This window comes from Pseudomonas sp. RT4P38, from assembly GCF_054897765.1.
Window position 1 is genome coordinate 5,212,960 of the sequence record NZ_CM142703.1, and the last position, 25,378, is coordinate 5,238,337.

23 protein-coding genes are annotated in these 25,378 nt (G+C 60.2%); 4 read left to right on the plus strand and 19 right to left on the minus strand.

Translation table 11 applies throughout. The annotated features are described in order from the left end of the window. The first annotated feature begins 15 nt into the window (after positions 1-15). The gene (locus ACYZT7_RS24145; RefSeq protein WP_462038505.1) at positions 16-594 is read left to right on the plus strand and encodes a Maf family protein; all 579 of its coding nucleotides are present in this window, start codon (positions 16-18) and stop codon (positions 592-594) included. A 48-nt stretch (positions 595-642) separates the two neighbouring features. On the opposite strand, the gene sppA is transcribed toward ACYZT7_RS24145, so the two are convergent. From sppA to rluC, 3 genes are read right to left on the minus strand one after another with little or no spacing between them, the layout of a single operon-like run. After that, the gene (sppA, locus tag ACYZT7_RS24150) at positions 643-1,632 is read right to left on the minus strand and encodes a signal peptide peptidase SppA (protein ID WP_461969506.1); all 990 of its coding nucleotides are present in this window, start codon (positions 1,630-1,632) and stop codon (positions 643-645) included. A 24-nt stretch (positions 1,633-1,656) separates the two neighbouring features. Beyond that, positions 1,657-2,319, minus strand: a complete 663-nt coding sequence (locus ACYZT7_RS24155) for an HAD-IA family hydrolase (protein ID WP_462038506.1) — start codon at positions 2,317-2,319, stop codon at positions 1,657-1,659. Further along, positions 2,306-3,268, minus strand: coding sequence for a 23S rRNA pseudouridine(955/2504/2580) synthase RluC (gene rluC, locus ACYZT7_RS24160; RefSeq protein WP_461955184.1), 963 nt, complete (start codon positions 3,266-3,268; stop codon positions 2,306-2,308). Before rluC ends, ACYZT7_RS24155 begins: the two co-directional genes overlap by 14 nt. 699 nt (positions 3,269-3,967) lie before the next feature. Between rluC and rne the strand changes: the two genes are divergently transcribed. Continuing rightward, a complete protein-coding gene (gene rne / locus ACYZT7_RS24165; protein ID WP_462038507.1) occupies positions 3,968-7,132 on the plus strand; it encodes a ribonuclease E in 3,165 nt (1,054 codons plus the stop codon). Between the two features lie 85 nt (positions 7,133-7,217). On the opposite strand, the gene ACYZT7_RS24170 is transcribed toward rne, so the two are convergent. The 12 genes from ACYZT7_RS24170 to ACYZT7_RS24225 form a co-directional block, all read right to left on the minus strand. Continuing rightward, entirely contained in the window at positions 7,218-7,808 is a 591-nt protein-coding gene (locus ACYZT7_RS24170; RefSeq protein WP_462038508.1) for a nucleotidyltransferase family protein, read from the minus strand. After that, positions 7,805-8,788 (minus strand): XdhC family protein, encoded by a 984-nt coding sequence (locus tag ACYZT7_RS24175; protein WP_462038509.1) that lies wholly within the window; start codon positions 8,786-8,788, stop codon positions 7,805-7,807. Before ACYZT7_RS24175 ends, ACYZT7_RS24170 begins: the two co-directional genes overlap by 4 nt. Then, entirely contained in the window at positions 8,788-11,109 is a 2,322-nt protein-coding gene (locus ACYZT7_RS24180; RefSeq protein WP_462038510.1) for a xanthine dehydrogenase family protein molybdopterin-binding subunit, read from the minus strand. Before ACYZT7_RS24180 ends, ACYZT7_RS24175 begins: the two co-directional genes overlap by 1 nt. Further along, positions 11,106-11,576, minus strand: a complete 471-nt coding sequence (locus tag ACYZT7_RS24185) for a (2Fe-2S)-binding protein (protein ID WP_008152370.1) — start codon at positions 11,574-11,576, stop codon at positions 11,106-11,108. Before ACYZT7_RS24185 ends, ACYZT7_RS24180 begins: the two co-directional genes overlap by 4 nt. A gap of 259 nt (positions 11,577-11,835) precedes the next feature. Then, positions 11,836-12,855 (minus strand): UDP-N-acetylmuramate dehydrogenase, encoded by a 1,020-nt coding sequence (gene murB, locus ACYZT7_RS24190; protein ID WP_462038511.1) that lies wholly within the window; start codon positions 12,853-12,855, stop codon positions 11,836-11,838. Continuing rightward, on the minus strand, positions 12,852-13,316 hold the full coding sequence (locus ACYZT7_RS24195; RefSeq protein WP_449645215.1) for a low molecular weight protein-tyrosine-phosphatase: 465 nt from the start codon (positions 13,314-13,316) through the stop codon (positions 12,852-12,854). The genes murB and ACYZT7_RS24195 overlap by 4 nt, the downstream gene beginning before the upstream one ends. After that, positions 13,316-14,080, minus strand: a complete 765-nt coding sequence (gene kdsB, locus ACYZT7_RS24200) for a 3-deoxy-manno-octulosonate cytidylyltransferase (protein WP_462038512.1) — start codon at positions 14,078-14,080, stop codon at positions 13,316-13,318. The genes ACYZT7_RS24195 and kdsB overlap by 1 nt, the downstream gene beginning before the upstream one ends. Further along, positions 14,077-14,262, minus strand: coding sequence for a Trm112 family protein (locus tag ACYZT7_RS24205; protein WP_007945752.1), 186 nt, complete (start codon positions 14,260-14,262; stop codon positions 14,077-14,079). Before ACYZT7_RS24205 ends, kdsB begins: the two co-directional genes overlap by 4 nt. 25 nt (positions 14,263-14,287) lie before the next feature. Continuing rightward, on the minus strand, positions 14,288-15,298 hold the full coding sequence (gene lpxK, locus ACYZT7_RS24210) for a tetraacyldisaccharide 4'-kinase (protein ID WP_462038513.1): 1,011 nt from the start codon (positions 15,296-15,298) through the stop codon (positions 14,288-14,290). Beyond that, a complete protein-coding gene (locus ACYZT7_RS24215) occupies positions 15,298-15,729 on the minus strand; it encodes an ExbD/TolR family protein (protein ID WP_449645217.1) in 432 nt (143 codons plus the stop codon). Before ACYZT7_RS24215 ends, lpxK begins: the two co-directional genes overlap by 1 nt. Next, positions 15,726-16,361 (minus strand): MotA/TolQ/ExbB proton channel family protein, encoded by a 636-nt coding sequence (locus ACYZT7_RS24220; protein WP_462038514.1) that lies wholly within the window; start codon positions 16,359-16,361, stop codon positions 15,726-15,728. Before ACYZT7_RS24220 ends, ACYZT7_RS24215 begins: the two co-directional genes overlap by 4 nt. 98 nt (positions 16,362-16,459) lie before the next feature. Then, positions 16,460-18,682 (minus strand): DNA internalization-related competence protein ComEC/Rec2, encoded by a 2,223-nt coding sequence (locus ACYZT7_RS24225; protein WP_462038515.1) that lies wholly within the window; start codon positions 18,680-18,682, stop codon positions 16,460-16,462. A gap of 135 nt (positions 18,683-18,817) precedes the next feature. Between ACYZT7_RS24225 and ACYZT7_RS24230 the strand changes: the two genes are divergently transcribed. Beyond that, positions 18,818-19,336 (plus strand): DUF2062 domain-containing protein, encoded by a 519-nt coding sequence (locus ACYZT7_RS24230; RefSeq protein WP_462038516.1) that lies wholly within the window; start codon positions 18,818-18,820, stop codon positions 19,334-19,336. Positions 19,337-19,504: 168 nt separating this feature from the next. Here the strand turns inward: ACYZT7_RS24230 and ACYZT7_RS24235 are convergent, their stop codons facing one another. From ACYZT7_RS24235 to ACYZT7_RS24250, 4 genes are all read right to left on the minus strand, one after another. Then, positions 19,505-20,284 (minus strand): ABC transporter permease, encoded by a 780-nt coding sequence (locus tag ACYZT7_RS24235; RefSeq protein ID WP_123364780.1) that lies wholly within the window; start codon positions 20,282-20,284, stop codon positions 19,505-19,507. Next, on the minus strand, positions 20,281-21,213 hold the full coding sequence (locus tag ACYZT7_RS24240; RefSeq protein ID WP_449645221.1) for an ABC transporter ATP-binding protein: 933 nt from the start codon (positions 21,211-21,213) through the stop codon (positions 20,281-20,283). The genes ACYZT7_RS24235 and ACYZT7_RS24240 overlap by 4 nt, the downstream gene beginning before the upstream one ends. A gap of 133 nt (positions 21,214-21,346) precedes the next feature. Further along, positions 21,347-21,970 carry a glutathione S-transferase family protein gene (locus tag ACYZT7_RS24245; RefSeq protein ID WP_462038517.1) on the minus strand — a complete coding sequence of 208 codons (624 nt, stop codon included), beginning with the start codon at positions 21,968-21,970 and terminating at the stop codon, positions 21,347-21,349. Between the two features lie 43 nt (positions 21,971-22,013). Next, positions 22,014-22,673, minus strand: coding sequence for a transglutaminase-like domain-containing protein (locus tag ACYZT7_RS24250; protein ID WP_462038518.1), 660 nt, complete (start codon positions 22,671-22,673; stop codon positions 22,014-22,016). Positions 22,674-22,922: 249 nt separating this feature from the next. Between ACYZT7_RS24250 and ACYZT7_RS24255 the strand changes: the two genes are divergently transcribed. Beyond that, positions 22,923-25,370: an acyl-CoA dehydrogenase gene (locus ACYZT7_RS24255; protein ID WP_462038519.1), complete on the plus strand. Its 2,448-nt coding sequence runs from the start codon at positions 22,923-22,925 to the stop codon at positions 25,368-25,370. Positions 25,371-25,378 lie beyond the last annotated feature (8 nt).

Below are 25,378 nucleotides of genomic sequence, written 5' to 3' on the forward strand. Positions count from 1 at the left end.
CTTCTGGAGATGCGCATGCTGCCTTTATTACTCGCTTCAAGCTCGGTTTATCGCCGGGAATTGCTGGCCCGCTTGCAGCTGCCGTTTACCTGCAGCTCGCCGGATATCGACGAAAGCCATCGCCCGGACGAGTCCGCCATTGAGCTGGTCATGCGCCTCGCCGAGGAAAAAGCGCGCGCACTGGCCGGCAGCCACCCCGCTCATCTGATCATCGGCTCCGATCAGGTCGCGGTACTCGGTGATCGGATTATCGGCAAATCGCACACCTTCGAAAAGGCCCGCGAGCAGCTGCTGGCTGCAAGTGGCACCCGCGTGACCTTCCTCACCGGCCTCGCACTGTTTAACAGCCAGACCGGCGTCTGCCAGGTCGACTGCGTGCCCTTCACCGTACAGATGCGCACACTCGACCCCTCGCGCATCGAACGCTACCTGCACGCCGAACAGCCCTACGACTGCGCTGGCAGCTTCAAAGCCGAAGGTTTAGGGGTGAGCCTGTTTCAAAGCACCGAAGGCCCTGACACCACCAGTCTGATAGGCCTGCCATTGATTCGCTTGGTCGACATGCTGCTGGCCGAAGGCGTGCAAATCCCCTGAATGTAAAAAACCGACCACGAAGGTCGGTTTTTCATGCTGCCGGAAGAATCAGCGCAACGAAGGCCCCTGGAAGCCCATCCACATCGCCAGATGCTCAGCCACGCTGGCACCGAGCTTTTTCGAGAAGCGATCGAACGGCGATTCCTGAACGGTGAAGTCCACCAGCTCTTTCTCGCCGATCACATCACGCGCCACCGAACTGGCACTCCCCAGACCATCGATCAGGCCCAGCGGCAACGCCTGCTCCCCGTTCCAGACCAACCCGGAGAACAGCTCCGGATGCTCTTTGTCCTTGAGACGGTCGCCACGGCCCTTTTTCACGCTATTGATGAACTGCTGGTGTGTCGTATCCAGCACGCCCTGCCAGAACCGAGTCTCCTCAGGTTTTTGCGGCTGGAACGGATCGAGGAACGATTTGTGTTCGCCCGACGTGTAAGTCCGACGCTCGACACCGAGCTTCTCCATGGTGCCGACAAAGCCGTAACCAGCCGCTGTCACACCAATGGAACCGACCAGGCTCGCCTTGTCGGCGTAGATCTGATCGGCCGCGCTGGCGATGTAGTAAGCACCGGAAGCGCCAAGGTCCGAGATCACCGCGTACACCTTGGTATCCGGGTGCAAGCCGCGCAGACGGACAATTTCGTCATACACATAACCCGACTGCACCGGACTGCCGCCCGGGCTGTTGATCCGCAGGATCACACCCTTGACCTTCTCATCCTCGAAGGCTGCACGCAGACTGCCGACGATGTTGTCAGCGCTCGCAGGCTCCTTGTCGGCGATCACGCCGGTCACGTTGATCAGCGCGGTGTAATGGGCACTGCGAGTGGCGGCTTTCTCCATGTCCATCAGCGGCGTGAACAGGACCAGCGCACCCAACAGGTACACAAAGGTCAGCAACTTGAAGAAAATCCCCCAGCGACGGGACCGGCGCTGCTCCTGCACGCCGGCCAGCAGGGTCTTTTCCAGCAGCTTCCAGCTTTTCTCGTCACCGCTCTCTGCGCTCGCCTTGGCGGGCGCCTTCCATTCGTCGGTCATGACTTCTACCCCAGCAAAAACGTATTAAGCCCGCCGATTCAGCCAGGCATGCAATTCTGAAAAACGATCAATGGCCAGCCGCGGCTCGAACAGCTTCAACGCCTCGATCGATTGAGCGCCATAGCTGACTGCCACGGAGTCCATGCCGGCGTTGCGTGCCATCTGCAAGTCAAAGGACGAATCGCCGACCATTAGCGCTTGCTCCGGGCGAACCTCGCAATGGGCGAGGATCTGCTCAAGCATCAGCGGGTGGGGTTTGCTGGCGGTTTCGTCGGCCGCGCGGGTGATATCGAAATAATCTTCCCAGCCGTGAGACTTCAGCACCCGATCCAGCCCGCGACGAGCCTTGCCGGTTGCGACCGCCAAGTGATAACCCTCGGCACGAAACGCCTCCATCGACTCGACAACGCCTTCGAACAACGGCGAAGGCACGGCTTCTGATGCAATGTAGTGATCGGCGTAGTGCTCGCGAAAAGCGATCAGCTCGGCATCGCCAATGTCCGGATACAAGGTACGAATCGCTTCCGGCAAGCCCAGGCCGATGATGCCCTTGACGGCAAAATCATCACACAACTGAAATCCTGAGCGCTCGGACGCGACATGCATCGCCTCGACTATCCGACCAATGGAATCAGCCAATGTGCCGTCCCAGTCGAAAATCAGCAGTTTGTAATCAGAGGGGTGCACTCAGGCGCTCCACGGTTTTGGCCCACATCTCGTCGACCGGCGCCTGCAACTTCAACTCACCACCATCAGGCAGTGGCACAGTCAGCATATAGGCGTGGAGAAACAGGCGCTTACCGCCCAGGTCGCGAATTTCTTTACTGAAACCTTCATCACCGTACTTGGTATCGCCAGCGATGCAATGCCCGGCGTGCAAGGTGTGGACGCGGATCTGGTGAGTCCGGCCGGTGATCGGTTTGGCTTCGATCAGGGTGGCAAAGTCGCCAAAACGACGCAGGACCTTGAACACGGTCACCGACTCCTTGCCCTCCTCCTCATCGACCTCGACCATGCGCTCGCCGGAGCGCAGATTGCTCTTGCCGAGCGACGCACGAACTTGCTTGATCGAGGCAGCCCAGTTACCGCGAACCAACGCCATATAGCGCTTATCAACGCCATCACCGCGCAATGCCGTGTGCAAGTGACGCAGCATGCTGCGCTTCTTGGCGATCATCAGCAGGCCGGAGGTGTCCCGGTCGAGACGGTGAACCAGTTCCAGTTCCTTGCAATCGGGACGCAACTGACGAAAGGCTTCGATCACCCCGTAAGTCAAGCCGCTGCCACCGTGAACCGCGATGCCGCAAGGCTTGTTGATCACGATCAACGCCTTGTCCTCGAAGACAATCGAGGCTTCGAGGCGCTGCAGCAGGCCTTGTGCCAGCGGTACCGGTTCGTCTCGCTCAGGCACGCGTACCGGCGGCACGCGCACGATATCGCCCGCCTGCAGCTTGTATTCGGGCTTGATCCGACCTTTGTTCACCCGCACTTCGCCCTTGCGCAAAATGCGGTAAATCAAGGTCTTGGGCACGCCTTTGAGCCGAGCGAGAAGGAAGTTATCAATACGTTGGCCGGCATATTCCGGCGAGACCTCCAGCAGTTGTACGGCTGGGGTCGAAGGGGCAGTAGTCGTCATGGCGCAGATGATAACAATTTTTTATGGAATTGAAGCACTTAATCATTGCTGCTATAGTCGCGAACGCCGCCAAAAGTGGCCTGGACAGTGGAGTAACGGTCAAAAACCGGCCCTGACCAACGCAATTCACGAGGACGAGAGGCCGTCCTACGGGGCTTTCGCTACGAAACGGTAGAGTTTGCAGTTGTAACGAGCGCAGGTGACATGAGGCCTGAAGCATGCCGCAAAGCAGAGTTTTCACTCGCCTTGCGAGCAAATATTCACGGCCAGTTCACAAAGTGCAGTCAGCTACGAACAACCCCGAGCGAACGCTTCGGAAACAACGCCTAAATTAGCCATGATGCGTGACCTCCCCTTTCGGAGCTCACGGTAAATGCCAACCCGCTGCGGATTCTGCGCGCGGCAGCACCCGAATTATCAGGGATACGTGTAGGGTGGAGATGCACAACCGCTGGACTGTGTAGCAATAGGCTTTATCAAGACGCTTCATCTCGTCCACAGCCGCTGGTTGATTCCTCCTCCTGACTGAGTGCTTAAGTAGCCACAGCAAGCAGGACGCGTACGTCGCGACGCTGGCCCAATTGGCCGGGTTCGCTAGACACTGGAGTGTCCAACCACTCCTGACGCACCTGACACCGACCATGAGAAGTCGTGTGTGCCGAACGCCGTTTCCGGCAGCCCGGAAACCGACGGTACTACATGAAAAGAATGCTGATTAACGCAACCCAACCCGAAGAGTTGCGTGTTGCACTGGTAGATGGCCAGCGCCTCTACGACCTGGACATCGAATCCGGTGCACGCGAGCAGAAAAAGGCCAACATCTATAAAGGCCGGATTACTCGCATCGAACCAAGCCTTGAGGCTGCCTTTGTCGATTTCGGCTCTGAGCGCCACGGCTTCCTGCCCCTCAAAGAAATCTCCCGCGAATACTTCAAGAAAGCCCCCGAAGGCCGCGTCAACATCAAGGACGTCCTGAGCGAAGGCCAGGAAGTCATCGTTCAGGTCGAAAAAGAAGAACGTGGCAACAAGGGCGCCGCCCTAACCACCTTCATCAGCCTGGCCGGTCGTTACCTGGTACTGATGCCGAACAACCCGCGTGCCGGCGGTATCTCCCGTCGCATCGAAGGTGAAGAGCGCAACGAACTGCGTGAAGCCCTGAACGGTCTGGTTGCGCCAGCCGACATGGGTCTGATCGTTCGCACTGCCGGCCTGGGCCGCAGCAGCGAAGAAATGCAGTGGGACCTCGATTACCTGCTGCAACTCTGGACCGCCATCAAAGAAGCTTCGCTGGATCGTTCCGCGCCGTTCCTGATCTACCAGGAAAGCAACGTGATCATCCGCGCCATCCGCGATTACCTGCGCCAGGACATCGGCGAAGTGCTGATCGACAGCGTTGAAGCCCAGGACGAAGCCCTGACCTTCATCCGCCAGGTGATGCCGCAGTACGCCAGCAAGATCAAGCTGTACGAAGACAGCGTTCCGCTGTTCAACCGTTTCCAGATCGAAAGCCAGATCGAGACCGCTTTCCAGCGCGTCGTTGAACTGCCTTCCGGCGGCTCCATCGTTATCGATCCGACCGAAGCCCTGGTGTCCATCGACATCAACTCGGCGCGCGCCACCAAAGGCAGCGACATCGAAGAAACCGCCCTGCAGACCAACCTTGAAGCCGCCGAAGAAATCGCCCGTCAGTTGCGCTTGCGCGACATCGGCGGCCTGATCGTCATCGACTTCATCGACATGACCCCTGCCAAGAACCAGCGCGCCGTGGAAGAGAAAGTCCGCGAATGCCTGGAAGCCGACCGCGCTCGCGTGCAAGTCGGTCGCATCTCGCGCTTCGGCCTGCTGGAAATGTCCCGTCAGCGCCTGCGTCCATCGCTGGGTGAAAGCAGCGGCATCGTGTGCCCGCGTTGCAACGGCACCGGCATCATCCGTGACGTTGAATCGCTGTCGCTGGCGATCCTGCGCCTGATCGAAGAAGAAGCCCTGAAAGACCGCACCGCCGAAGTTCGCGCCCAAGTGCCGATCCCGGTGGCTGCGTTCCTGCTCAACGAAAAACGCAACTCGATCACCAAGATCGAACTGCGCACCCGTGCCCGCATCGTCATTCTGCCGAACGATCACCTCGAAACGCCGCACTTCGAAGTTCAGCGTTTGCGCGATGACAGCCCGGAAGCCAGCATCAATCAGTCCAGCTACGAAATCGCTGCTGCCGCTGCCGAAGTCGAAGAAGTCCAGCCAGCCGCTGCGACCCGCACCCTGGTTCGCCAGGAAGCCGCGGTCAAGACTGCACCGGCCCGCGCCAACGCTCCGGTTCCAGCCGAAGTTGTCGCTGCCGCACCTGTTGCAGCACCGGTCGCCGTGCCAGAGCCAAGCCTGTTCAAAGGCCTGGTGAAGTCGCTGGTCAGCCTGTTCGCTACCAAGGAAGAGCCAGCCGCTCCGGTTGTGGTTGAAAAACCGGCCGCCGAGCGTCCGGCCCGCAACGAAGAGCGTCGCAACGGTCGTCAGCAGAGCCGCAACCGTAACGGTCGCCGCGATGAAGAACGCAAGCCTCGTGAGGAACGTGCACCGCGTGAAGAACGCGCACCACGTGAACCACGCGAAGAAACTCCAGCTGTTGTAGCTCGCGAAGAACGCGCTCCACGCGCGCCTCGTGAAGAACGTGCACCGCGCGCTCCTCGCGAAGATCGCAAGCCACGTGGCGATCGTGAAGAGCGTCCGGTTCGTGAACTTCGTGAGCCTCTGGATGGCGCTCCGGTCGCCGCTGCTACCGCTGAAGAGCGTCCAGCTCGCCAGCCACGTGAAGAACGTGCTCCACGCCCACCGCGTGAAGAACGTCAGCCGCGTGCCGAACAAGCCGCTGCCGCAGTCGCTGAAGAAGAGCTGATCACCAACGAAGAGCAACTGCAGGAAGACGGTCAGGAAGGCGCCGAAGGCGATCGTCCACGCCGCCGTTCCCGTGGCCAGCGTCGTCGCAGCAACCGTCGTGAGCGTCAGCGTGATGCCAACGGTAATGTGATCGAAGGTTCGGAAGAATCCGAGTCCGCCGAAGGCAACGAAGCTGCCGACACCGACGAAGCGCCAAGCGCTGCCGATCTGGCCGCCGGCCTGGCTGTTACCGCAGCCGTTGCCAGCACCGTGATCAGCGCTCCAGCCGAAGCACAGGCTAACGAGCAAGCCGAACGCGCTACTGCTGCCACCCAGGAAACTGCTCCAGTGGAAGCGCCAGTGGTTGAAGCAACGACTCCGGTCGAAGCCACCGCCGCTCCGGAAATCGAAGTGGCCCCGGTTCGTGAAGCACAGCCTGTATTTGAAACTGCCGCTGAGCCAGTAGCTGCCGCAGAACCGGTTGTTGAAACATCAACCGAAACAGTGACCGAAGCTGTCCGTGAAGTACGCGAAGAACAAACCGCGTTCAACTGGGTGGCCGAGCCAGCCGCCGCCGAAGCGCCAGAAGCGCCAGAAGCGCCAGAAGCTGAGGCCATGGTCTCCGAGCCAGTGGTTGCTGCTGCCGAGCCTGCCCCGGTAGTTGAAGCGCCGGTTGTTGCCGAAGTGGCTGCACCGGAAGTCGAAGCCGCCCCTGTCAGCGCGCTGACGCCAAGTGGCCGTGCGCCGAATGACCCGCGTGAAGTACGTCGTCGCCAGCGTGAAGCCGAGCGTCTGCAGAAGGAAGCCGAACTGACTGCCGCTGCTGCACCCGTTGAAGCGGTTGTAGCTGCTGAGCCTGCACCGGTTGTTGCTGAAGTGGTCGAAGCTGCTCCTGCTGCTGAGTCGGTCATCGAAGAAGCGCCGCGCTCCGTACAGGACGCGGTCGAGCAACACGAACAAGCCCTGGAAAAAGAACACGAGCCTAAACCCCTCGTCTGATTCCATCGGCCACTAAAAAGCCCCGCCTGGTGATCCAGGCGGGGCTTTTTTTGTCTGATCGTTCCCACGCGCGTGGGAACAATCATTACCGGTAGATCAACGCCGCCGGCACATCCACATCCCACAACACCCCGGGATCGTCCACCGCCGAATCGACCACACTAGCCTGCGCAAACAACGGCTTGGCACCATGATCACCCGATAACGCCATCAACCCCGGCCCGAACGTGCGTCCGAACCCCACCGGATGCCCATACTTGCCTTGATGCACCGGCACACTGACGGCGTCATCAGCAATCCCCGCCACCACACGCTCAATACTCGACGCAAGGATGAACGGCATATCCCCCAGCACAATCAGCCAGCCACTGAGCTGTGGACACGCAGCCACCCCGGCCGCGATGCTGTCACCCATCCCCGTCGATTCGATCAGCACAATCTCGCAACCATAAGCCTTGGCCATGCGGATCACTTGCGGGCGATCCTCAGTGGTGACCAGGACGCGCGTCTCAAGGGAGGCCGGCAGATTCACCAGCACTTGCTCGATCACCGAACGAACAGTCCCATCGCGCCCCGTACAATCCGCCAGCAGCTTGTCCTTCTCGGCACCGGCCTCCTGTCGAAACCGACTGCCCTGCCCCGCCGCCAACACGATGACGCCGATGGGTTCACTCATACAACCTCCTGCAACAGCTTCTTCTGCTTGAGCTCGACGCCGTTCTTGATCGCCACGATTTCGGCCAGCAGCGACAAGGCGATTTCCGCCGGTGTGTGGCTGCCAATGTGCAAACCGATCGGGCCATGCAGCCGCTCGATGGCCTGCTGTGACAAGCCTAGCTGAGCCAGGTTCTCCCGGCGCTTCAAGCTGTTGACCCGCGAGCCCAGCGCACCGACATAAAACGCCTTGGAGTCCAGGGCCGTGAGCAACGCCATGTCATCCAGTCGAGGATCGTGGGTCAGTGCAACGATGGCCGTACGCTCGTCGGTTTGAATGGTGAGCACCGCTTCATCGGGCATGCCCGAGACAAATCGCCCGTGTTGCTCTTCCCAGCCGTAAACGAACTCGGTGCGTGGGTCGCAGATCAGCACTTCAAAATCCAGCAGCCGCGCCATCTCGGCGACATAACGGGACAGTTGCCCGGCGCCGATCAGCAACAAGCGCCAACGCGGGCCGTAGATGGCGCGCAAGGTCTGCCCGTCAAACGTCAGCACATCAGTCTTGTTGGCCGGTTGCAAAACCACTTCACCGGTCTCGATATTCAACGCTCGCGCAACGATTTCATGCGCCTCGCATCGCGCCAGCAACTCGGCAACCCAAGCCGGGTCGCCGACTCGCTCCTCGGTCAAGCGCAAGGTGCCACCGCACGGCAAACCAAATCGCGCCGCTTCCTCACGGGTGACGCCATAGGTGATCAACTGCACCGGCGGTCCATCCGCAGGAATCCGACCGTCGTGCAACCGGGCGATCAGATCGTCCTCGACACAGCCGCCGGACACCGAGCCAATCACCACGCCGTCTTCACGCAAGGCCAGCATCGCGCCAGGCGCCCGAGGCGCGGTGCCCCAGGTCTGGACCACGCTGTACAACACCACCCGCTGACCGGCGCAGCGCCATTGCAGCACGCTGCGCAGGACATTCAGATCAACGCTGTCCATCAGGCTTGCGCCTTCTGCCAACCTTGCAGCTGATAGCGAACCGGCAAGTTGCGGATGCGCTTGCCGGTAGCGGCAAAGATTGCGTTGCACAGCGCAGGCGCAATCGGAGGCACGCCCGGTTCACCGACGCCGCCTAATGGCACTACGCCCGGTGGTGTGACCAGATGAACCGCAACTTCCTTGGGTGCCAGGGACATGCGTGCCACTTCGTACATGTGGAAGTTGTCCTGCTGAACCTTGCCGTCCTTGAAACTGATTTCCCCCAGCACTGCATTGCCCAGGCCCATGACGCAGGCGCCTTCGAACTGCGCTCGAATCCGCTCTGGGTTGATCTGCGGACCGCAATCCACGGCGATATCGGCCTTGTGCACGATCAGCGTGCCGTCGTCTTTGACTTCAACCTCGAGCACCGCCGCCACATAGGTGACGAAGCTGTAATGCACCGCCAGACCCAAGCCTCGGCCCTTGGGCATTTCACGCCCCCAACCTGCGGCTTTGGCAGCAGTTTCCAGCACCGTGCGCAGCCGCGCGGTGTCGATCGGATAACGCTCGGGCGATTCGCCGTAGTTCCACTCTTCACTCAAGGTGCGCGGATCGATCTGCCGGTCCGGGCCGAGCAATTTGATCTGGTACTTGAGCGGGTCCTGGCCGGCCTTGTGCGCCAACTCATCGACAAAGCTCTGAATCGCAAAACCGTGAGGAATGTTCGACACCGAGCGATACCAGCCGACGCGGGTATGGACCGTCGCTTCCGGGTTTTCCAGGCGCACGTTAGGAATCGCGTAAGCCATGTTGGTAAAACCCATACCCAGCTCGAAAGCCGCCTCATGGTTCATGCCCGGCGCAAACAACGCGGTGATGCTTGGCGCCACGGTGCGGTGCAACCAGCCGGACGGCAGGCCATCCTTGTTCAGGCTGGCTTTCAGGTACTCGGCCGACACCGTGTGGAAATAGGAACAGTGAATGTCGTCTTCACGGGTCCATTGCACCCGCACTGCCTTGCCAGGGAATTCCTTGGCAAGGATCGCGGCTTCAATGATGAAGTCCGGTTTGGATTTACGCCCGAAACCGCCGCCCAGCAAGGTGACATTAAAGCTGACGTTATCGAACGGAATGCCGAGGCGTTCGCCAATCCGTTCGCGGGTGACTTGGGGTGCCTGGCTGGGGGCCCAGGCTTCGCACACACCGTCCTTGAAGCGGGCGACGGCAACCATCGGTTCCATGGGCGCCTGCGTGAGGTGCGGCAGGTAATAGGACGCTTCCAGAGTGCTGTCGGTGCTGCCCATGGCTTCATCGATGTTGCCGGTATTGCGCACCACTTTGCCGGGTTTGAGGGATGCAGCCTCAATTTCCTTGCGGTAGGCGATCGAGTCGTAACTGGCGTTGGGGCCATCGTCCCACTCGATTTTCAGCGCTTCGCGGCCCTTGATCGCCGCCCAGGTATTGCTGGCAACCACGGCCACGCCGCCCAACGGTTGAAACTCCAGCGGCAGTGGACGATCTTCGATCTGAATGACCTTGATCACGCCCGGGACTTTCATCGCGGCGCTGGAGTCGACGGATTTAACCTTGCCGCCGTACACCGCAGGGCGCGCAATGGTGGCGTAGAGCATGCCGTCGAAATGCACGTCTGCACCGTAAATGGCGCGGCCATTGACGATGTCGGCACCGTCGATGGCCTTGGTGCCTTCCTTGCCGATGTAGCGAAATTCCGACGGCTGTTTGAGCCGCAGGCTGTCACGCGCCGGCACTGCCAACGCACCGGCCGCGGCGGCCAAGGCGCCGTAACCCAGTTCACGACCGGACGGCTTATGGATGACTTTATGCAGTTGCGCATGGCATTCGCTGACCGGTACTTTCCACTGTTCGGCAGCGGCTTGTTCAAGCATGGTCCGCGCGGCAGCACCGCAACGACGCATCGGCTCGTACCAGTGGCGCATGCTGCGCGAGCCATCGGTGTCCTGGTTGCCGAAGCGCACTTCGTCGCCCGGCGCCTGTTGCACCTTCATCATCGCCCAGTCGGCTTCCAGTTCATCGGCCACTACCATCGTCAGGCTGGTGCGTACACCCTGGCCCATTTCCGAACGGTTGCAGACAACGGTCACCGTGCCGTCAGCGGCGATGCTGACGTATACCTTGGGATCGTCGATCCAGCCGTTGGGCATGCCATCGGCGCCGAATTTCTTGTCTTTCTCGGCAGCGAAAGCATCTTGCCAGCCCCAACTCGCCACCAGTACCAGCGCACTGGTGGCGCCAACGCCTTTGAGGAAACCACGACGACTGAGGTTGCTCAGCGCGAAATCATTCGGTAACTGGCTCATGCCTTGGCCTCCTTCAGGTGAGTGGATGCCTGGCGGATGGCGGTCTTGATACGGTTGTAAGTGCCGCAGCGGCAAATATTGCCGACCATCGCCTCTTCGATCTGTTCGTCGCTGGGGTTCGGGTTGGTTTTGAGCAGCGCCGTCGCGGACATGATCTGCCCGCCCTGACAGAAACCGCACTGGGCCACGGCGGTGTCGAGCCAGGCTTGCTGGACGACTTGCCCGACCGGGTCGGCGTGCAGGTTATCGATGGTGGTGACGTTCTGGCCGACCACCGAGCCGATAGGCGTGATGCAACTGCGCGCCGGAGCGCCTTCGATATGAATGGTGCAGGCGCCGCACAGGCCCATGCCGCAACCAAATTTGGTGCCGTTGTAACCGGCCACGTCGCGGATCGCCCAGAGCAGCGGCATGTCCTCGGTGACATCGAGTTGATGGTCTTGACCATTTAGCTTCAGGGTGATCATGGGCACGCCCGCCATATTTTTTCTATTAAGAGATTGAGTTATGGGGTCGAGCAATCTGCCGCCAGGGGTTGGCGGTTGGCATCACGCAGATTGGCTCAGGCTAATGAGGCTCTCTTATGCGGACGGTAGCGTCTGCATCGGGCCTTTGGTGGAGCAAACGTTTGCATCGTTAGGTGGCTAAGTTAACCCAGCATTAACAAAAAAGCCCTGCACCGTTAAACGTGTGCAGGGCTTTGAAATCAGTCTTGAAAGCGTAGCCTCAATACCGATTGGGCTCCATTTCAAGGTCGACATGGAAACGTTCTGAAATGTCTTTCTGGATGCGTTGCGCCAGGCTCAGCAATTGCAGACCTGTCGCGTTGCCATAGTTGACCAGCACCAACGCCTGCAATTTATGCACGCCGGCGTCGGCATCACGGAAACCTTTCCAGCCGGCCCGCTCGATCAGCCACCCCGCCGCCAGTTTCATCTGTCCGTCAGGTTGCGCGTAGGCCACCAGATCCGGGTATTCACCTTTGAGTTGCGCGACAAGCGCCGCTGGCACCAATGGATTCTTGAAGAAGCTGCCGGCATTGCCGAGCACTGCCGGGTCCGGAAGCTTTTCGTTGCGGATGCTGCAAATCGCCTGGCTGACGTCGGTGGCGGTCGGGTGATCGATGCCTTGCTCGGTCAGGCGCTGACGAACCGGGCCGTACTCCAGGTGCAGGCGCGCGGCGCGGTCCAGGATGAATCGTACCCGCAGGATCAACCAGCGCCCCGGTTCTTGTTTGAACAGGCTGTCGCGGTAGGCGAAGTTGCATTCTTCCAGGGTGAAGTCCCGCAGTTCGCCGCTCTTGCGATCCAAAGCCGTAAGGCCGGCGAAAACATCTTTGATCTCCACGCCATAGGCGCCGATGTTCTGCATCGGTGCCGCGCCGACGGTGCCAGGGATCAGGCTGAGGTTTTCCAGACCGGACAAACCCTGCGCCAGGGTGTGCTGCACGAACGGATGCCAAGGCTCGCCCGCCTCGGCTTCTATAACGACCTTGCTGCCGTCATCACTCAGGATGCGAATCCCTCGCGTGGCCATGCGCAGCACCAACGACTGGATATCGGCCGTCAGCAGCAAATTGCTGCCACCGCCAATCACCAGCAGCGGCACGTCATGTTCCACCGCATAGGCCAGGGCTTCACGCACGTCGGCATCGTTATGGGCCTCGGCAAACAGCCGGGCTTGAACATCGACGCCAAAGGTGTTGAACGGTTTGAGCGAAACCTGGGCGCGCACCTGCAAACTCATAACCGTCCCTTCAATTCGATCACCAGCAAATCACTGGCGCGCTCGATCAGGTCCAGCACCTGCTCAAAGCCTTGGTCGCCGTCGTAATACGGATCCGGCACTTCATCGATTTCCGACTGATAGCGACGCAGGAACAGATCCAGCTCGGCCTTGCCCTTGGCCGGTTGCAGGGCCTTGAGGTTGCGCAGGTTGCTGTTGTCCATCGCCAGAATCAGGTCGTAGGTGGCGAAATCCGCACGGGTCACTTGCTGGGCGCGCTGAACGGACAGGTCATACCCGCGCAGTTTCGCCGCTGCCTGGCTGCGCTTGTCCGGGGCCTTGCCGACATGCCAGTCACCGGTGCCGGCGGAGGCGACTTCGATTTGATTGGCCAGCCCCGCTTCGCGCAGTTTGTGTCGCAGCACACCTTCGGCCGTGGGTGAACGGCAGATGTTGCCCAGGCAGACGAACAAAACCCGCATCAGGCCTCCAGCAGGCGACGAACGCGCTCGAGGTCTTCAACGGTGTCGACGCCCGTGGGCGGTGCGATCAGCGCGTCGGCGACGTGAATCCGCACGCCGTGCCACAGGGCACGCAGCTGTTCCAGGGATTCGGTGTTTTCCAGCCAGCATGGACCCCAGCTGACGAAATCATGCAGGAAACCGGCGCGGTAGGCATAAATGCCGATGTGGCGACGGTACGGTACGCCTTCCGGCAATTGCTCGCGGTTTTTGGCAAACGCGTCCCGGGCCCACGGCAACGTGGCACGACTGAAGGTCAGCGCCAGGCCATTGAGGTCGCTGACAACCTTGACCACGTTGGGATTGAACAGGGTTTCCACGTCTTCGATCGGCTCGGCCAGCGTGGCCATGCGCGCTTCGGTGTGGGCGGCCAGGTTGGCGGCAACCTGATCGATCACGCTTGGCGGGATCAGCGGTTCGTCACCCTGGACGTTGACCACAATGGCGTCGGGCGCCAGGCCCAGTTTCGCGGCGACTTCGGCCAAGCGATCAGTGCCGGAATTGTGATCTTCGCGGGTCAGCACCACTTCGGCGCCAAACCCGTTGCAGGCCTCAACGATGCGCGCGTCGTCAGTGGCGACCACAACACGCTCGGCACTGCTTTTGCTCGCCTGCTCCCAGACGTGCTGGATCATCGGCTTGCCGGCGATCAGCAGCAGCGGCTTGCCCGGCAAGCGGGTGGAGGCGTAACGCGATGGAATGACAACGGTAAAGGCTGTGGTCATTTATCCAGACGCTCGTCGGTGGTCAGGGTGCGGGCTTCGGTTTCGAGCATCACCGGGATGCCGTCGCGAATCGGGTAAGCAAGACCTGCGCCCTTGCTGATCAGCTCGGTTTTGTCGGCACTGAGCTTGAGCGGGCCTTTGCAGACCGGGCAAGCGAGGATATCGAGCAATTTAGTGTCCATGAGCATTCCCTGGATAAAAACGGATTTAAGGCAAAAGACGAGCCGGCAACAGGCGCATCAGCTGCGTATCGAACCAGGCCACGAAGGCCGGCGATGGCGCAGCATCGACCGCCAGGTACCACCAATCGGCGGCGGCGAAGGCACGGCACTTCACCGCGTCCTTTTCGGTCATCACCAACGGCAATGACGGTGTGAAATTCAAGGCCTGCACGCTGTAGTCGGCGTGGTCGGCAAACGCATGCGGCACTGGCTGCCAGTGTAGCGTTTCGAGGGTTGTGAAGAAACGCTGCGGATTGCCAATCCCGGCCACGGCGTGCAGCGCTTGGCCAGCGGGGAAGTGGTCGAGGGGACGACGTTCACCGCTGTGCAGATTGACCAGTTCGGTGGGTTGAAGCTGGAAGGCAAAACCGTCTTCGCGATCCTCGGCGGCGCCGTTGAACAACACGGCGTCGACGCTTTGCAGGCGTTCGACCGGTTCACGCAAGGGGCCGGCCGGCAGGCAACGTTTGTTGCCCAAGCCTCGGGCGGCGTCGATCAGCACCAGTTCCAGGTCTCGCGCCAACCGGTAATGCTGCATGCCGTCATCGGAGAGGATCAGGTCCAGCGGCTCACTCGCCAGCAACGCTTTGACGGCACTGCTGCGATCCGGGTCGATCATCAACGGAACGCCGGTGCGCTGGACGATCAACAGCGGTTCGTCACCTGCGATATCGGCGCTTTGATCGGCCTCGACGCGCCACGGCAGTTGCGGCGGCTTGGCACCGTAACCCCGGCTGACCACGCCGACCCGCAAGCCGCTGCGCTGGCAGTGCTGGATCATCCAGAGAATCAGCGGCGTCTTGCCGGTGCCGCCGACGGTGATGTTACCGACTACGATCAGCGGCACCGGTGGCTGATAGATCTCCCCTTCACCCGCCAGGAAGCGCTTGCGCTTGCTCATGACCACGCGCCGATAAAGCCACTCCAGCGGCTGTAACAACTTCAGGGCCGGATGACCTTGGTACCACGCGTTGAGCAAGCGATCGGACATGGCCATCAGGGCGCGGGCGGCGCCGCCTCGACAGTGGTCATGCGCAAGTGGCTGAAACCAAGCTTGCCAGCGGCGTCCATGGCGGTGATGACGGACTGATGCTGAGTCTTGCCATCAGCGCTGATGGACAGCGGCAGGTTGGTGTCGCCATTGGATTCTTTCTGCAGCGCGTCCATCAGGGTCGCCAGGTCGTTCTTGGGCAACACCTGATTATTCACCGAGAACGCGCCTTCGGCACTGATGGCAACGTCCAGGTGTTTGACCTGCTGGTCTTCGGCAGGCGAACCGCTGACCGCTTCCGGCAGATCAACGCGCAACTGGGTTTCACGGGTAAACGTGGTGGTGACAACGAAAAACAGCAGCAGGATAAACACCACGTCAATCAGCGACGCTAGGTTGATGTCTACATTCTCCCGTTGCTTGCGGCGAAATCTCACGCTTTGCCCCCATTCAAGTCAACATCACGGTCACCCTGTACCACCTCAACCAGTTTGATCGCTTCCTGCTCCATCCCCACCACCAGTTCATCGATCCGGCGTTGCAGGAAACGGTGGAAGAATACCGCCGGGATACCGACCATCAGGCCTGCTGCCGTGGTTATCAGCGCCTTGGAGATACCACCGGCCAATACGGCGGCGTTGGTGGTCATGCCCGAGCCCATGAACGCGCTGAAGATATCGATCATGCCCAATACCGTCCCCAACAGCCCCAGCAACGGGGCCATGGCGGCGATGGTGCCCAACGCGTTGATGTAGCGTTCGAGCTCGTGAATCACTCGCGCGGCAGCTTCTTCAATGCACTCTTTCATGATCTCGCGACCATGCTTTGAGTTGGCAAGGCCAGCCGCCAGGATCTCGCCCAACGGTGAGTTGGCGCGCAGTTCCTTGAGTTTGTCTTTATTGAGTTGTTTGTCCTTGATCCAGACCCAGACCTGCCCGAGCAAATGCTCCGGGGTCACACGGCTGGCTCGCAGGGTCCAGAGGCGTTCGGCGACGATCGCCATTGCCGCGATGGAACTCAGAATGATCGGTATCATCATCCATCCGCCGGATATGACCAATTCCCACACAGTGACAGTCCCCTCGAAAAAGTGCGCCACTCTAACATAGGGGGTGAGCGCACCGAAGACCGTGATGTCGCATCCGGTCGGGCTTTAATCACTCCGGATTACTGCGCAGTGCGCCAGAAACGCCGTTCTTGACGCATCGTCCATGGCGGCTTGAAGCGTCCCAGTTGCAGACGGATGGCGCCCTGTTCGGCGCTGTCATAGATCAACATGCCGCGCTTTTGATAGCGCGCCATGACCGTGGGATGGGGATGACCGAATGAATTGCCCTGTCCGCGGGAGATCAACACCGCTTTGGGTTGCAGCCCGTTGAGCAGCGTCATTGAAGATGAACTGCGACTGCCGTGATGCGGCGCCTGCAGCCAGTCCGTAGGTACCGCCAGTGGACTGTCGAGCAGGGCTCGCTCGGCTGCGGCGTCTATATCACCGGTCAATAACAGACGCTCACCGTTGGCTTCTATCTGCAAGACGCAGGATTTTTGATTGCTGTCGCTGGCTGAAGACCATTGCCAGAGCTGGAACCTCACATCGTCCCAGACCCATTGCTTGCCGCTCTCGCAACCGTCTGCCTGCAACTCGGCAGGCAGCGCCAGGGGATCGCCACTGACGACTCGCTTCACCGGCAAGCCATTGGCAACGGCCCGGGCGCCGCCAGCATGATCGGCGTCGGCATGGCTGATCAGCATCAAATCGAGCCCCTCCACGCCCAGTTTGCGTAATGTCGGCAGCACCACCCGCTCGCCCAGGTCGAAATCGCCGAAACGTGGCCCGGTGTCATACAACAGTACGTGATGACGGGTGCGCACCAGGATCGCCAACCCCTGACCGACATCCAGCTGCCAGACTTCTGCAATGCCTTCAGGCAAGATTTGCCGGGGCGGAAAAACCAGTAACAGCAGCATCGGCCAGCCCAACGCGCGAAACGGCACACCTCGAGGCATTAATAATAGAAAGGCACCCAATGTGCCGAGTGCCCATATCCACAACGGGATCGCCACCGGCACCCACGCGGGCAAGTACCCGGCGATCAGCGCCAGGCCCTTGAACAAAAGGTCAATCAAACCGCCTGCCAACCACAGCAGCCCTTCGCCCACATAAGGAAGGGGTAAAAACAACGTACCCAACAACGCCGGAGGCAGCACGACCAGACTGATCCACGGCACCGCCAGCAAATTGGTCACTGGCCCGCTGAGACTGATCGGCAACCCGAGCACCAGCAGCAACGGGCACAGACCAATCGCGATCAGCCATTGGGCGCGGGTCCACGTTTGCCACCAGCGCCATGGACCCAGCCGACCACCGAAGGTGAAGATCAACACCGCCACCGCCGCGAACGACAGCCAGAAACCCGGTTGCAGACTCGCCAGCGGATCCAGCAGCAAAACACCGTCGAGCGCCAGCAACAACGGCCACCAGGCACCGAGGTGACGAAATCGCAGGCGCCACAACAGCACCAGACCGATCATCACGCAGGCCCGTCGCACCGGCACCTCGAAACCGGCCAGCAGCCCGTAACCAAGCGCCGCGGCGAACGCCAGTCCACAGGCCCACGGCAGCCAAGGCAAGCGTTTCGGCCACAGGCCATAACGGGCCAGCCCTGCGATCAACAGATACACCAGCCCTGCCAACAACCCGATGTGTTGTCCGGAAATCACCAACAGATGGACGGTGCCGGTGTCTTGCAGCACCTGCCAGTCTTCGCGACTCAGTCCGGCGCCGTCCCCCAGCACCAACGCCGTCAGCGCACCCGTTCGCCCCTGGGCATCCACGGCGTGCAAGCGCTGGCGGATGCCGTCGCGCCAGGCCCATTGGGCTTCCTTGAGTCGCTGGCCATCCTTGACCGTCCCGGTAGCGCCGATGCGTTGCGCCAACAGCCAGGCGTCGTAATCGAAGGCATGGGGATTGAGCAGCCCCGCAGGACGCTTCAACTTGACCGCCAGTCGCCAATGTTCGCCACTGTTGACCGGCGGCCCGTCATACCAGGCCAGGCGTATCCGTTGCGGCACCTTGCCATGTCGCGACCGGGCGTCCGCCACCTCGAAACGCACGACGGCCTCATTGTTCTGGGGCAATCCCGTCACCCGACCTTCGACCCAACGGGTTTCGCCATCGAGGCTCATCGGCAGCCGATCATCCAGTGCCCACTGCGCCTGCGCGCACGCCCAACTGAAGCCGAACAGAAAAAATGCCAGTGGATAGCTGCGAAACGGCAGCACCATCAAACCTATGACCGGCAGCAACATCCAAAACCAGACCGGCGGTAATACCGGTAAAAAACGCAGGATCAACAGACCCAACGCCAGCGCCATCATCCCTGTGCGCATACGCCCGTCCTTGAGAGTTCCCTCCTAGGCATAGACGGCTAACCGCAGGGGCATCGTTATTAATTGTCACAAAGTCTGAATGGGCGGTTCATAGAATCCAGACATACTTGCCGCCTTAACCGACCGAGAAGCCTTATGCCCCGGCGCTTGTTCAAACGTTACATGCCAGACCCGACCAGCATCAGGGAACACAAATCCTTACGCTTTCTCGGCACGCTGCTGCATGACCCGAACCTCTGGCACCTCAACCGCCATTCCGTCGCACGGGCCATGGCTGTTGGTCTGTTCGCGGCATTCCTGCCGATTCCGTTGCAGATGCTGGTCGCCGCCATCCTCGCCATCGTGGTGCGCGGCAACATGCCGATTGCCGTCAGCCTGGTCTGGCTGACTAACCCGATTACCATGCCAGCTGTGTTCTTTTGCACCTACCAAACCGGCGCCTGGCTGATGAACGTACCCGCCCGCAGCCTGCCGGACGAATTGACCTGGGAATGGATCTGCGGCGAACTCTCTACTCTGTGGCAGCCGTTTTTGCTCGGTTCAGTGGTGATGGGGCTGGTACTGGGTGCCCTCGCCTATTGCCTGACCATGATGTACTGGCGTTGGTGGGTTGGGCGGCAGTGGCGGCGGCGCAAGAAAAGCCGGATGCAGTAAACGCAAAACGGCCTCCACATGGGAGGCCGTTCTTTTTGCAGTGTCTGGACTGACGCCATCGCGAGCAAGCTCGCTCCCACAGGGATTCTGCTGCGTGGCACAAATCGCATAGACACCAGAGACCCTGTGGGAGCGAGCTTGATCGCGATGCAGGCGACTCGGTATCCCTTATGTACGCATCCCGCGACCGCTGACCAACAGCCGTGCGCAACCGATATACAACACAACGGTGGCCACCAGCATGAAGGTGATCGCCACGCTGATCCTGATGTCCGAAACGCCAAGAATGCCGTAACGGAACGCGTTGACCATGTGCAGCACCGGGTTGGCCAGGGACACGGTCTGCCAGAACGGGGGCAGCAAGGAAATCGAGTAGAACACCCCGCCCAGGTACGTCAGTGGTGTCAGCACAAACGTCGGGATGATCGAGATGTCATCGAAGTTGCGTGCAAACACAGCGTTGATGAAGCCCAGCAGCGAGAAAATCGTCGCCGTCAGCACCACCACCAGAATGGTCACGCCCAGGTGATGCACCTGCAAATGGGTGAAAAACAGTGACAGCAGGGTCACGATGACCCCGACCATCAAGCCGCGCAGCACGCCACCCAGGGTGTAGCCGATCAGAATTGTATGCGGCGACACCGGCGACACCATCAATTCTTCGATGGAGCGCTGGAACTTGCTGCCGAAAAAGCTCGAGACCACGTTGCCGTAAGAGTTGGTGATCACCGACATCATGATCAGCCCCGGCACGATGTACTCCATGTAGGTGAACCCCCCCATGTCACCGATCTGCCGACCAATCAGATTGCCGAAGATCACGAAGTACAGAACCATGGTGATGGCCGGCGGCAGCAGCGTCTGCGGCCAGATCCGGGTAAAGCGTTTGACCTCTCGGTAAACGATGGTATTGAGGGCAACGAGGTTGGGTTGCAGCTCGGAACTCATACCGCCACCTTCGACAGATTTTTCTCCACCAGGGACACGAACAACTCCTCGAGGCGATTGGTTTTGTTACGCAGGCTCAGCACTTCGATGTTCTGTTGCGCCAATTGGGTGAACAGCGCGGTGATGCCCATGGCCTTGTCGACCTGAACTTCAAGGGTGTGGCTGTCGAGCAGCTTGGTCGGATAACCGAGCAACTGCGGCGCGGTTTGCAGCGTGTTTTTGATGTCGAGCAGGAACGTTTCCACATGCAGTTGGCCGAGCAACTGTTTCATGCTGGTGTTCTCGACGATGGTGCCGTGGTCGATGATGCCGATGTTGCGGCACAACTGCTCAGCCTCTTCCAGGTAGTGGGTGGTGAGGATGATGGTGATGCCTTTCTTGTTCAGCTCGGTGAGGAAGGTCCACATCGAACGTCGCAGTTCGATGTCCACACCCGCCGTCGGTTCGTCGAGGATCAGCAGGCGCGGCTCATGAACCAGCGCACGGGCGATCATCAGGCGACGCTTCATGCCGCCGGACAGTGAACGCGACGGCGTATCGCGCTTGTCCCACAGGCCCAGTTGGGTCAGGTATTGCTCGGCGCGTTCCTTGGCGATTTTCGGCGGGATGCCGTAGTAACCGGCCTGGGTCACGACGATATCGAAGGTCTTTTCGAACTGGTTGAAGTTGAATTCCTGGGGCACCACGCCGATGGAGCGCTTGAGTTGCGCGGGATTCTTGTCCAGGTCGTGACCGAAGATATTCACCGTCCCGCTGGTCTTGTTCACCAGGGTCGAGAGAATGCCGATGGTTGTGGATTTGCCAGCGCCGTTCGGGCCGAGCAAGGCGAAAAAGTCACCTTCGGCGACGTCCAGATCGATACCACTCAAGGCCTGGAAACCGTTGCCGTAGGTTTTGGTTAGCTGCCGGATGGACAGAGCGGAACTCATATCGGATTTACGCACCAAGAAGGGAAGAAAGGGACAAATAAGGGCGGGCGGCGACTAATACAACCGCGGCGCACGAGCGCAATGGTGCTTGTCGCCGCCACACAAGTACAGTCAAGTGTGTCGATAGTGAGTATTAAGTCAACGCGGTCATAACCGCTTTCTGATACGCCGGACGCTGTTTCAGGCGCGCGTACCAGGCTTCAAGATGAGGCTGCGGTACGCGCTCGATAGGCATCTCGAACCAGGCATAAATGAAACTGCCCAAAGGAATGTCGCCCATGCCTATCTCATCGCCGGACAGATAAGGCTGGGCTGCCAATGCCTGATCGGCCATTGACAGCAGACCGTCGCATTCCTTGATCGCGGCGTTGATGGCTGGCCAATCCTGCTGTTCTTTCGGCGTGCGCAATAGACCCCAAAACACAGTGCGGAACGGCCCGGCAAAGCTTGAAGTGGTCCAGTCCATCCACTTGTCGGCAGAGGCCCTGGCCTGCAGATCCTCTGGATACCAGGCTGTGCCGTTGGCGTGACGCGCCATCAGGTAACGCACGATGGCGTTCGATTCCCACAACACAAAACCGTCGTCCTGAATCACCGGCACGCGGCCATTGGGGTTCATCGCGCGGTACTCCGGCGTATCGACTACACCAAAGGCGCCGCCCGCATCGATGGCTTCATAAGCCAGGCCCAGCTCCTCGGCGGCCCACAAAGGTTTTCTGACATTCGATGAGTTTTTCCGACCCCAGATCTTCAGCATGACCGCCTCTTTATGGATGAACGCGCAGGCAGCATACGCCGGATCAGGCGCGACTCAAATCGCTCTGCATGTCACCCAGCAACGCTGGCAGTGTGTCGCCGAACAGATGCGGATAACACTTCTCCAGGTGCTCGAAAAAGAACGCTTCTGGCACGTCGGTGAACTGGCCGTGGTCGACCAGATACTCCATCAACTGCTCGCCGTCGCGATTGAAAGGATGGAATACGCTGTCGTTGATTCCGTCGAATTCCAGTGGTGCGATGTTGAACAGTTCGCAGAGTTTTTGGTTGAACGCCGGCGTGGCTTTGACCCAGCGGCCGTTCAGATGTAGCTCCGTATAGCCGTGCATGGCGAACACGTCGCTCTTGAGCAGCTCGAGCAACCGCGGCGTCGACAAATGATTGCGCACATCCGCCAGACCAATCCGCGCGGGAATCCCGCAATGCCGGGCTGCGCCTGCCAGCAGTGTGGCTTTGGGCACGCAATAACTCTCCCCCGCTCCCAACGCATAACTGCCGCGCAAGGTGTCTGGGTCGCGACTGAAGGTGTAAGGGTTGTAACGCACGGCTTCGCGCACGGCGTAATAGAGATTGATCGCCTGCTCGAGCGGGTCACGACGGCTGCCGCGATGTTTTTCGGCGAACTCCACCACTGACGGGTGGTCACTATCGATGAAGCGGCCGGAACTCAGATACTCGTGCATGAGAACAATCTCCTGGGGAAGCCACGAGTCTAGCGACAGGTTCAGCACAGAGATAACGACGTTTCGGCCAAACATGGACGCTTTGCCGCCCGCCCAACGAACGATTTGCACGGCCCGGTGCCAACCGGTCCTACAAAACTCATCGAAGGTTTCCCACGCATTCAATCACATCGCTCTGACCACCCTGTTTTGCGGATGCCGTCTAAGCTCTGAAGGTTGGTTTTGCCCTGGTTTCACGGAGGATTAAATATGCTGCTGTTGTGGATACTGGTTCTGGTTGTCGGGATTGCGTATTTAGCCCACCGTCGTATCGCCCCACTGCCCGCCCTGTGCGTCGTTGCCGTTTACGTGGTGGCGATGGGCGCTTTCAGCCGCGCACCAGGCTGGTTGCTGCTGGTTCTCTGGGTGTTGATCGCGGCTATCGCAGCGCCCTTGTTGCTCCCCGACCTGCGCCGTAAATATTTCAGTGCGCCGCTGTTCAGCTGGTTCCAGAAAACCCTGCCGCCGATGTCGGAAACCGAACGCGATGCGATCGATGCCGGCACAGTGTGGTGGGACGGCGAACTGTTCAGCGGTCGCCCGAACTGGAACACACTGCTGTCCTATCCAAAAGCGCAGATGAGCGAAGAGGAACAGGCCTTTATCGACGGCCCGACCGAAGAACTCTGCGCCATGGTCAGTGACTGGCAGATCGGTCAAACCATGGACCTGCCTCCCGAGGCTTGGACCTTCATCAAGGAAAACGGCTTCTTCGCCCTGATCATTCCCAAGGAGTTCGGCGGCAAGGGTTTCTCCGCCTATGCGCACTCCCAGGTGGCGATGAAACTGGCGACCCGCAGCGGCGACCTCGCGTCCACCGTGATGGTCCCCAACTCCCTCGGCCCCGCGGAATTGCTACTGCATTACGGCACCGACGAACAACGCAACCATTACCTGCCACGACTGGCGCGCGGCGATGACATCCCGTGCTTCGCACTGACGGGTCCACTGGCCGGCTCTGATGCCGGCTCCATGCCCGACACCGGGGTGATCTGCAAAGGTGAATGGGAAGGCAAGGAAACCTTGGGCCTGCGCCTGAACTGGGAAAAGCGTTACATCACGCTGGGCCCGGTCGCCACCCTCCTCGGCCTGGCCTTCAAGGCCTACGACCCGGATCACCTGCTGAGCGAGGAGGAAGACCTGGGCATCAGTCTGGCGTTGATCCCGACCGATACCGCCGGTGTTGAAATCGGCCGCCGTCACTTGCCGTTGGGCGCCTCATTCATGAACGGCCCGAACTCCGGCAAAGATGTATTCGTACCGTTGGAGTTCCTCATCGGCGGCCAGGAAATGCTCGGCAAAGGCTGGATGATGCTGATGAACTGCCTGTCGGTGGGGCGTTCGATTTCGTTGCCAGCGGTCGGCACCGGTGCCGCCAAGTTCACCAGTCTGGTGACCGGCCAGTACGCTCAGGTCCGTGAGCAATTCAATGTTCCTCTGTCGGCATTTGAAGGGATTCAGGAAGCGATGGCGCGCATCGGCGGCAACGCCTGGATGATGGACGCCGCGCGGATGCTGACCGCCAACGCGGTGGACCTCGGCGAGAAACCGTCGGTGCTGTCGGCGATTCTCAAGTACCACCTCACTGAACGCGGCCGCGAGTGCATCAGTCACGCCATGGATATTCATGGTGGCAAGGCAATCATCATGGGGCCGAACAACTACCTCGGTCGCAGCTGGAATGGCGCACCGATTTTCATCACCGTGGAAGGCGCGAACATCCTCTCGCGTAACTTGATGATTTTCGGTCAGGGTGCGATTCGCTGCCATCCCTTCGTGCTCAAGGAAATGGCCCTCGCCGGCCGTGAAGACAAGGATCAGGCACTCATCGAATTCGACGGCTTGCTACTCAAGCACATCGGTTTTGCCGTGAGCAATGCTGCCAGCACGCTGGTGCTGAACCTTGGTTTCGGTCACTTCGAACACGCTCCGGGAGACAAGCTCAGCCAGGGTTACTTCCGTGCGCTCAACCGTCAGGCTGCCGCGTTCGCCATGCTCGCCGACCTGAGCATGATGCTGCTGGGCGGTGAACTGAAACGACGCGAACGTCTATCGGCTCGCTTGGGGGATGTACTCAGCAACATGTACCTCGCCTCCGCCGCGCTCAAGCGTTACCACGACCTCGATTCACCGGAACACATGGCGCCGCTGTTTACCTGGGCCATGGAAGAAAGCCTGGGTCAGTCGGAACGCGCACTGGATGAACTGCTGAGCAACTTCCCGAACAAGGTGCTGGGTTGCCTGCTGCGGGTCATCGTGTTCCCGTTTGGGCGTCGTCACAAAGGGCCGTCGGATAAACTCGGTGCCGAAGTGGCAGCGGTGATCGGCCGGGCCAAGGGCGATCCGACCCTCGAAGAGTTGCTGGGCGGTTGCTACCGTCCGCAATCCACGGATGACCCGGTCGGTGCCCTGCAACATGCATGTAACCTGCTGAGTGCCGCGCAACCGCTGCGCAAAAAGCTTCATGTCGCGCTCAAAAGCGGCCAGGTCAAACCGGTCGCCGGGGAGCACGTCATCGATGCAGCGCTTGAGGCTGGTGTGTTGCAGCCCGTGGAAGCGCAGACCCTGCGTAACGCCGAAGCGGCTCGGCGCAAGGTGATTGATGTCGATGATTTCGACAAAGAGGAACTGGCGCTGGCGCAAGGAAAGGTCCGCTGATCCAGCAA

Bases quoted from the DNA above. Each gene is read 5' to 3' on its own strand.
- ACYZT7_RS24145 (WP_462038505.1), top strand. From the start codon at position 16: ATGCTGCCTTTATTACTCGCTTCAAGCTCGGTTTATCGCCGGGAATTG.
- sppA (WP_461969506.1), bottom strand. From the start codon at position 1,632: ATGACCGACGAATGGAAGGCGCCCGCCAAGGCGAGCGCAGAGAGCGGT.
- rluC (WP_461955184.1), bottom strand. From the start codon at position 3,268: ATGACGACTACTGCCCCTTCGACCCCAGCCGTACAACTGCTGGAGGTC.
- rne (WP_462038507.1), top strand. From the start codon at position 3,968: ATGAAAAGAATGCTGATTAACGCAACCCAACCCGAAGAGTTGCGTGTT.
- ACYZT7_RS24170 (WP_462038508.1), bottom strand. From the start codon at position 7,808: ATGAGTGAACCCATCGGCGTCATCGTGTTGGCGGCGGGGCAGGGCAGT.
- ACYZT7_RS24175 (WP_462038509.1), bottom strand. From the start codon at position 8,788: ATGGACAGCGTTGATCTGAATGTCCTGCGCAGCGTGCTGCAATGGCGC.
- ACYZT7_RS24180 (WP_462038510.1), bottom strand. From the start codon at position 11,109: ATGAGCCAGTTACCGAATGATTTCGCGCTGAGCAACCTCAGTCGTCGT.
- ACYZT7_RS24185 (WP_008152370.1), bottom strand. From the start codon at position 11,576: ATGATCACCCTGAAGCTAAATGGTCAAGACCATCAACTCGATGTCACC.
- murB (WP_462038511.1), bottom strand. From the start codon at position 12,855: ATGAGTTTGCAGGTGCGCGCCCAGGTTTCGCTCAAACCGTTCAACACC.
- ACYZT7_RS24195 (WP_449645215.1), bottom strand. From the start codon at position 13,316: ATGCGGGTTTTGTTCGTCTGCCTGGGCAACATCTGCCGTTCACCCACG.
- kdsB (WP_462038512.1), bottom strand. From the start codon at position 14,080: ATGACCACAGCCTTTACCGTTGTCATTCCATCGCGTTACGCCTCCACC.
- ACYZT7_RS24205 (WP_007945752.1), bottom strand. From the start codon at position 14,262: ATGGACACTAAATTGCTCGATATCCTCGCTTGCCCGGTCTGCAAAGGC.
- lpxK (WP_462038513.1), bottom strand. From the start codon at position 15,298: ATGGCCATGTCCGATCGCTTGCTCAACGCGTGGTACCAAGGTCATCCG.
- ACYZT7_RS24225 (WP_462038515.1), bottom strand. From the start codon at position 18,682: ATGCGCACAGGGATGATGGCGCTGGCGTTGGGTCTGTTGATCCTGCGT.
- ACYZT7_RS24230 (WP_462038516.1), top strand. From the start codon at position 18,818: ATGCCCCGGCGCTTGTTCAAACGTTACATGCCAGACCCGACCAGCATC.
- ACYZT7_RS24235 (WP_123364780.1), bottom strand. From the start codon at position 20,284: ATGAGTTCCGAGCTGCAACCCAACCTCGTTGCCCTCAATACCATCGTT.
- ACYZT7_RS24240 (WP_449645221.1), bottom strand. From the start codon at position 21,213: ATGAGTTCCGCTCTGTCCATCCGGCAGCTAACCAAAACCTACGGCAAC.
- ACYZT7_RS24245 (WP_462038517.1), bottom strand. From the start codon at position 21,970: ATGCTGAAGATCTGGGGTCGGAAAAACTCATCGAATGTCAGAAAACCT.
- ACYZT7_RS24250 (WP_462038518.1), bottom strand. From the start codon at position 22,673: ATGCACGAGTATCTGAGTTCCGGCCGCTTCATCGATAGTGACCACCCG.
- ACYZT7_RS24255 (WP_462038519.1), top strand. From the start codon at position 22,923: ATGCTGCTGTTGTGGATACTGGTTCTGGTTGTCGGGATTGCGTATTTA.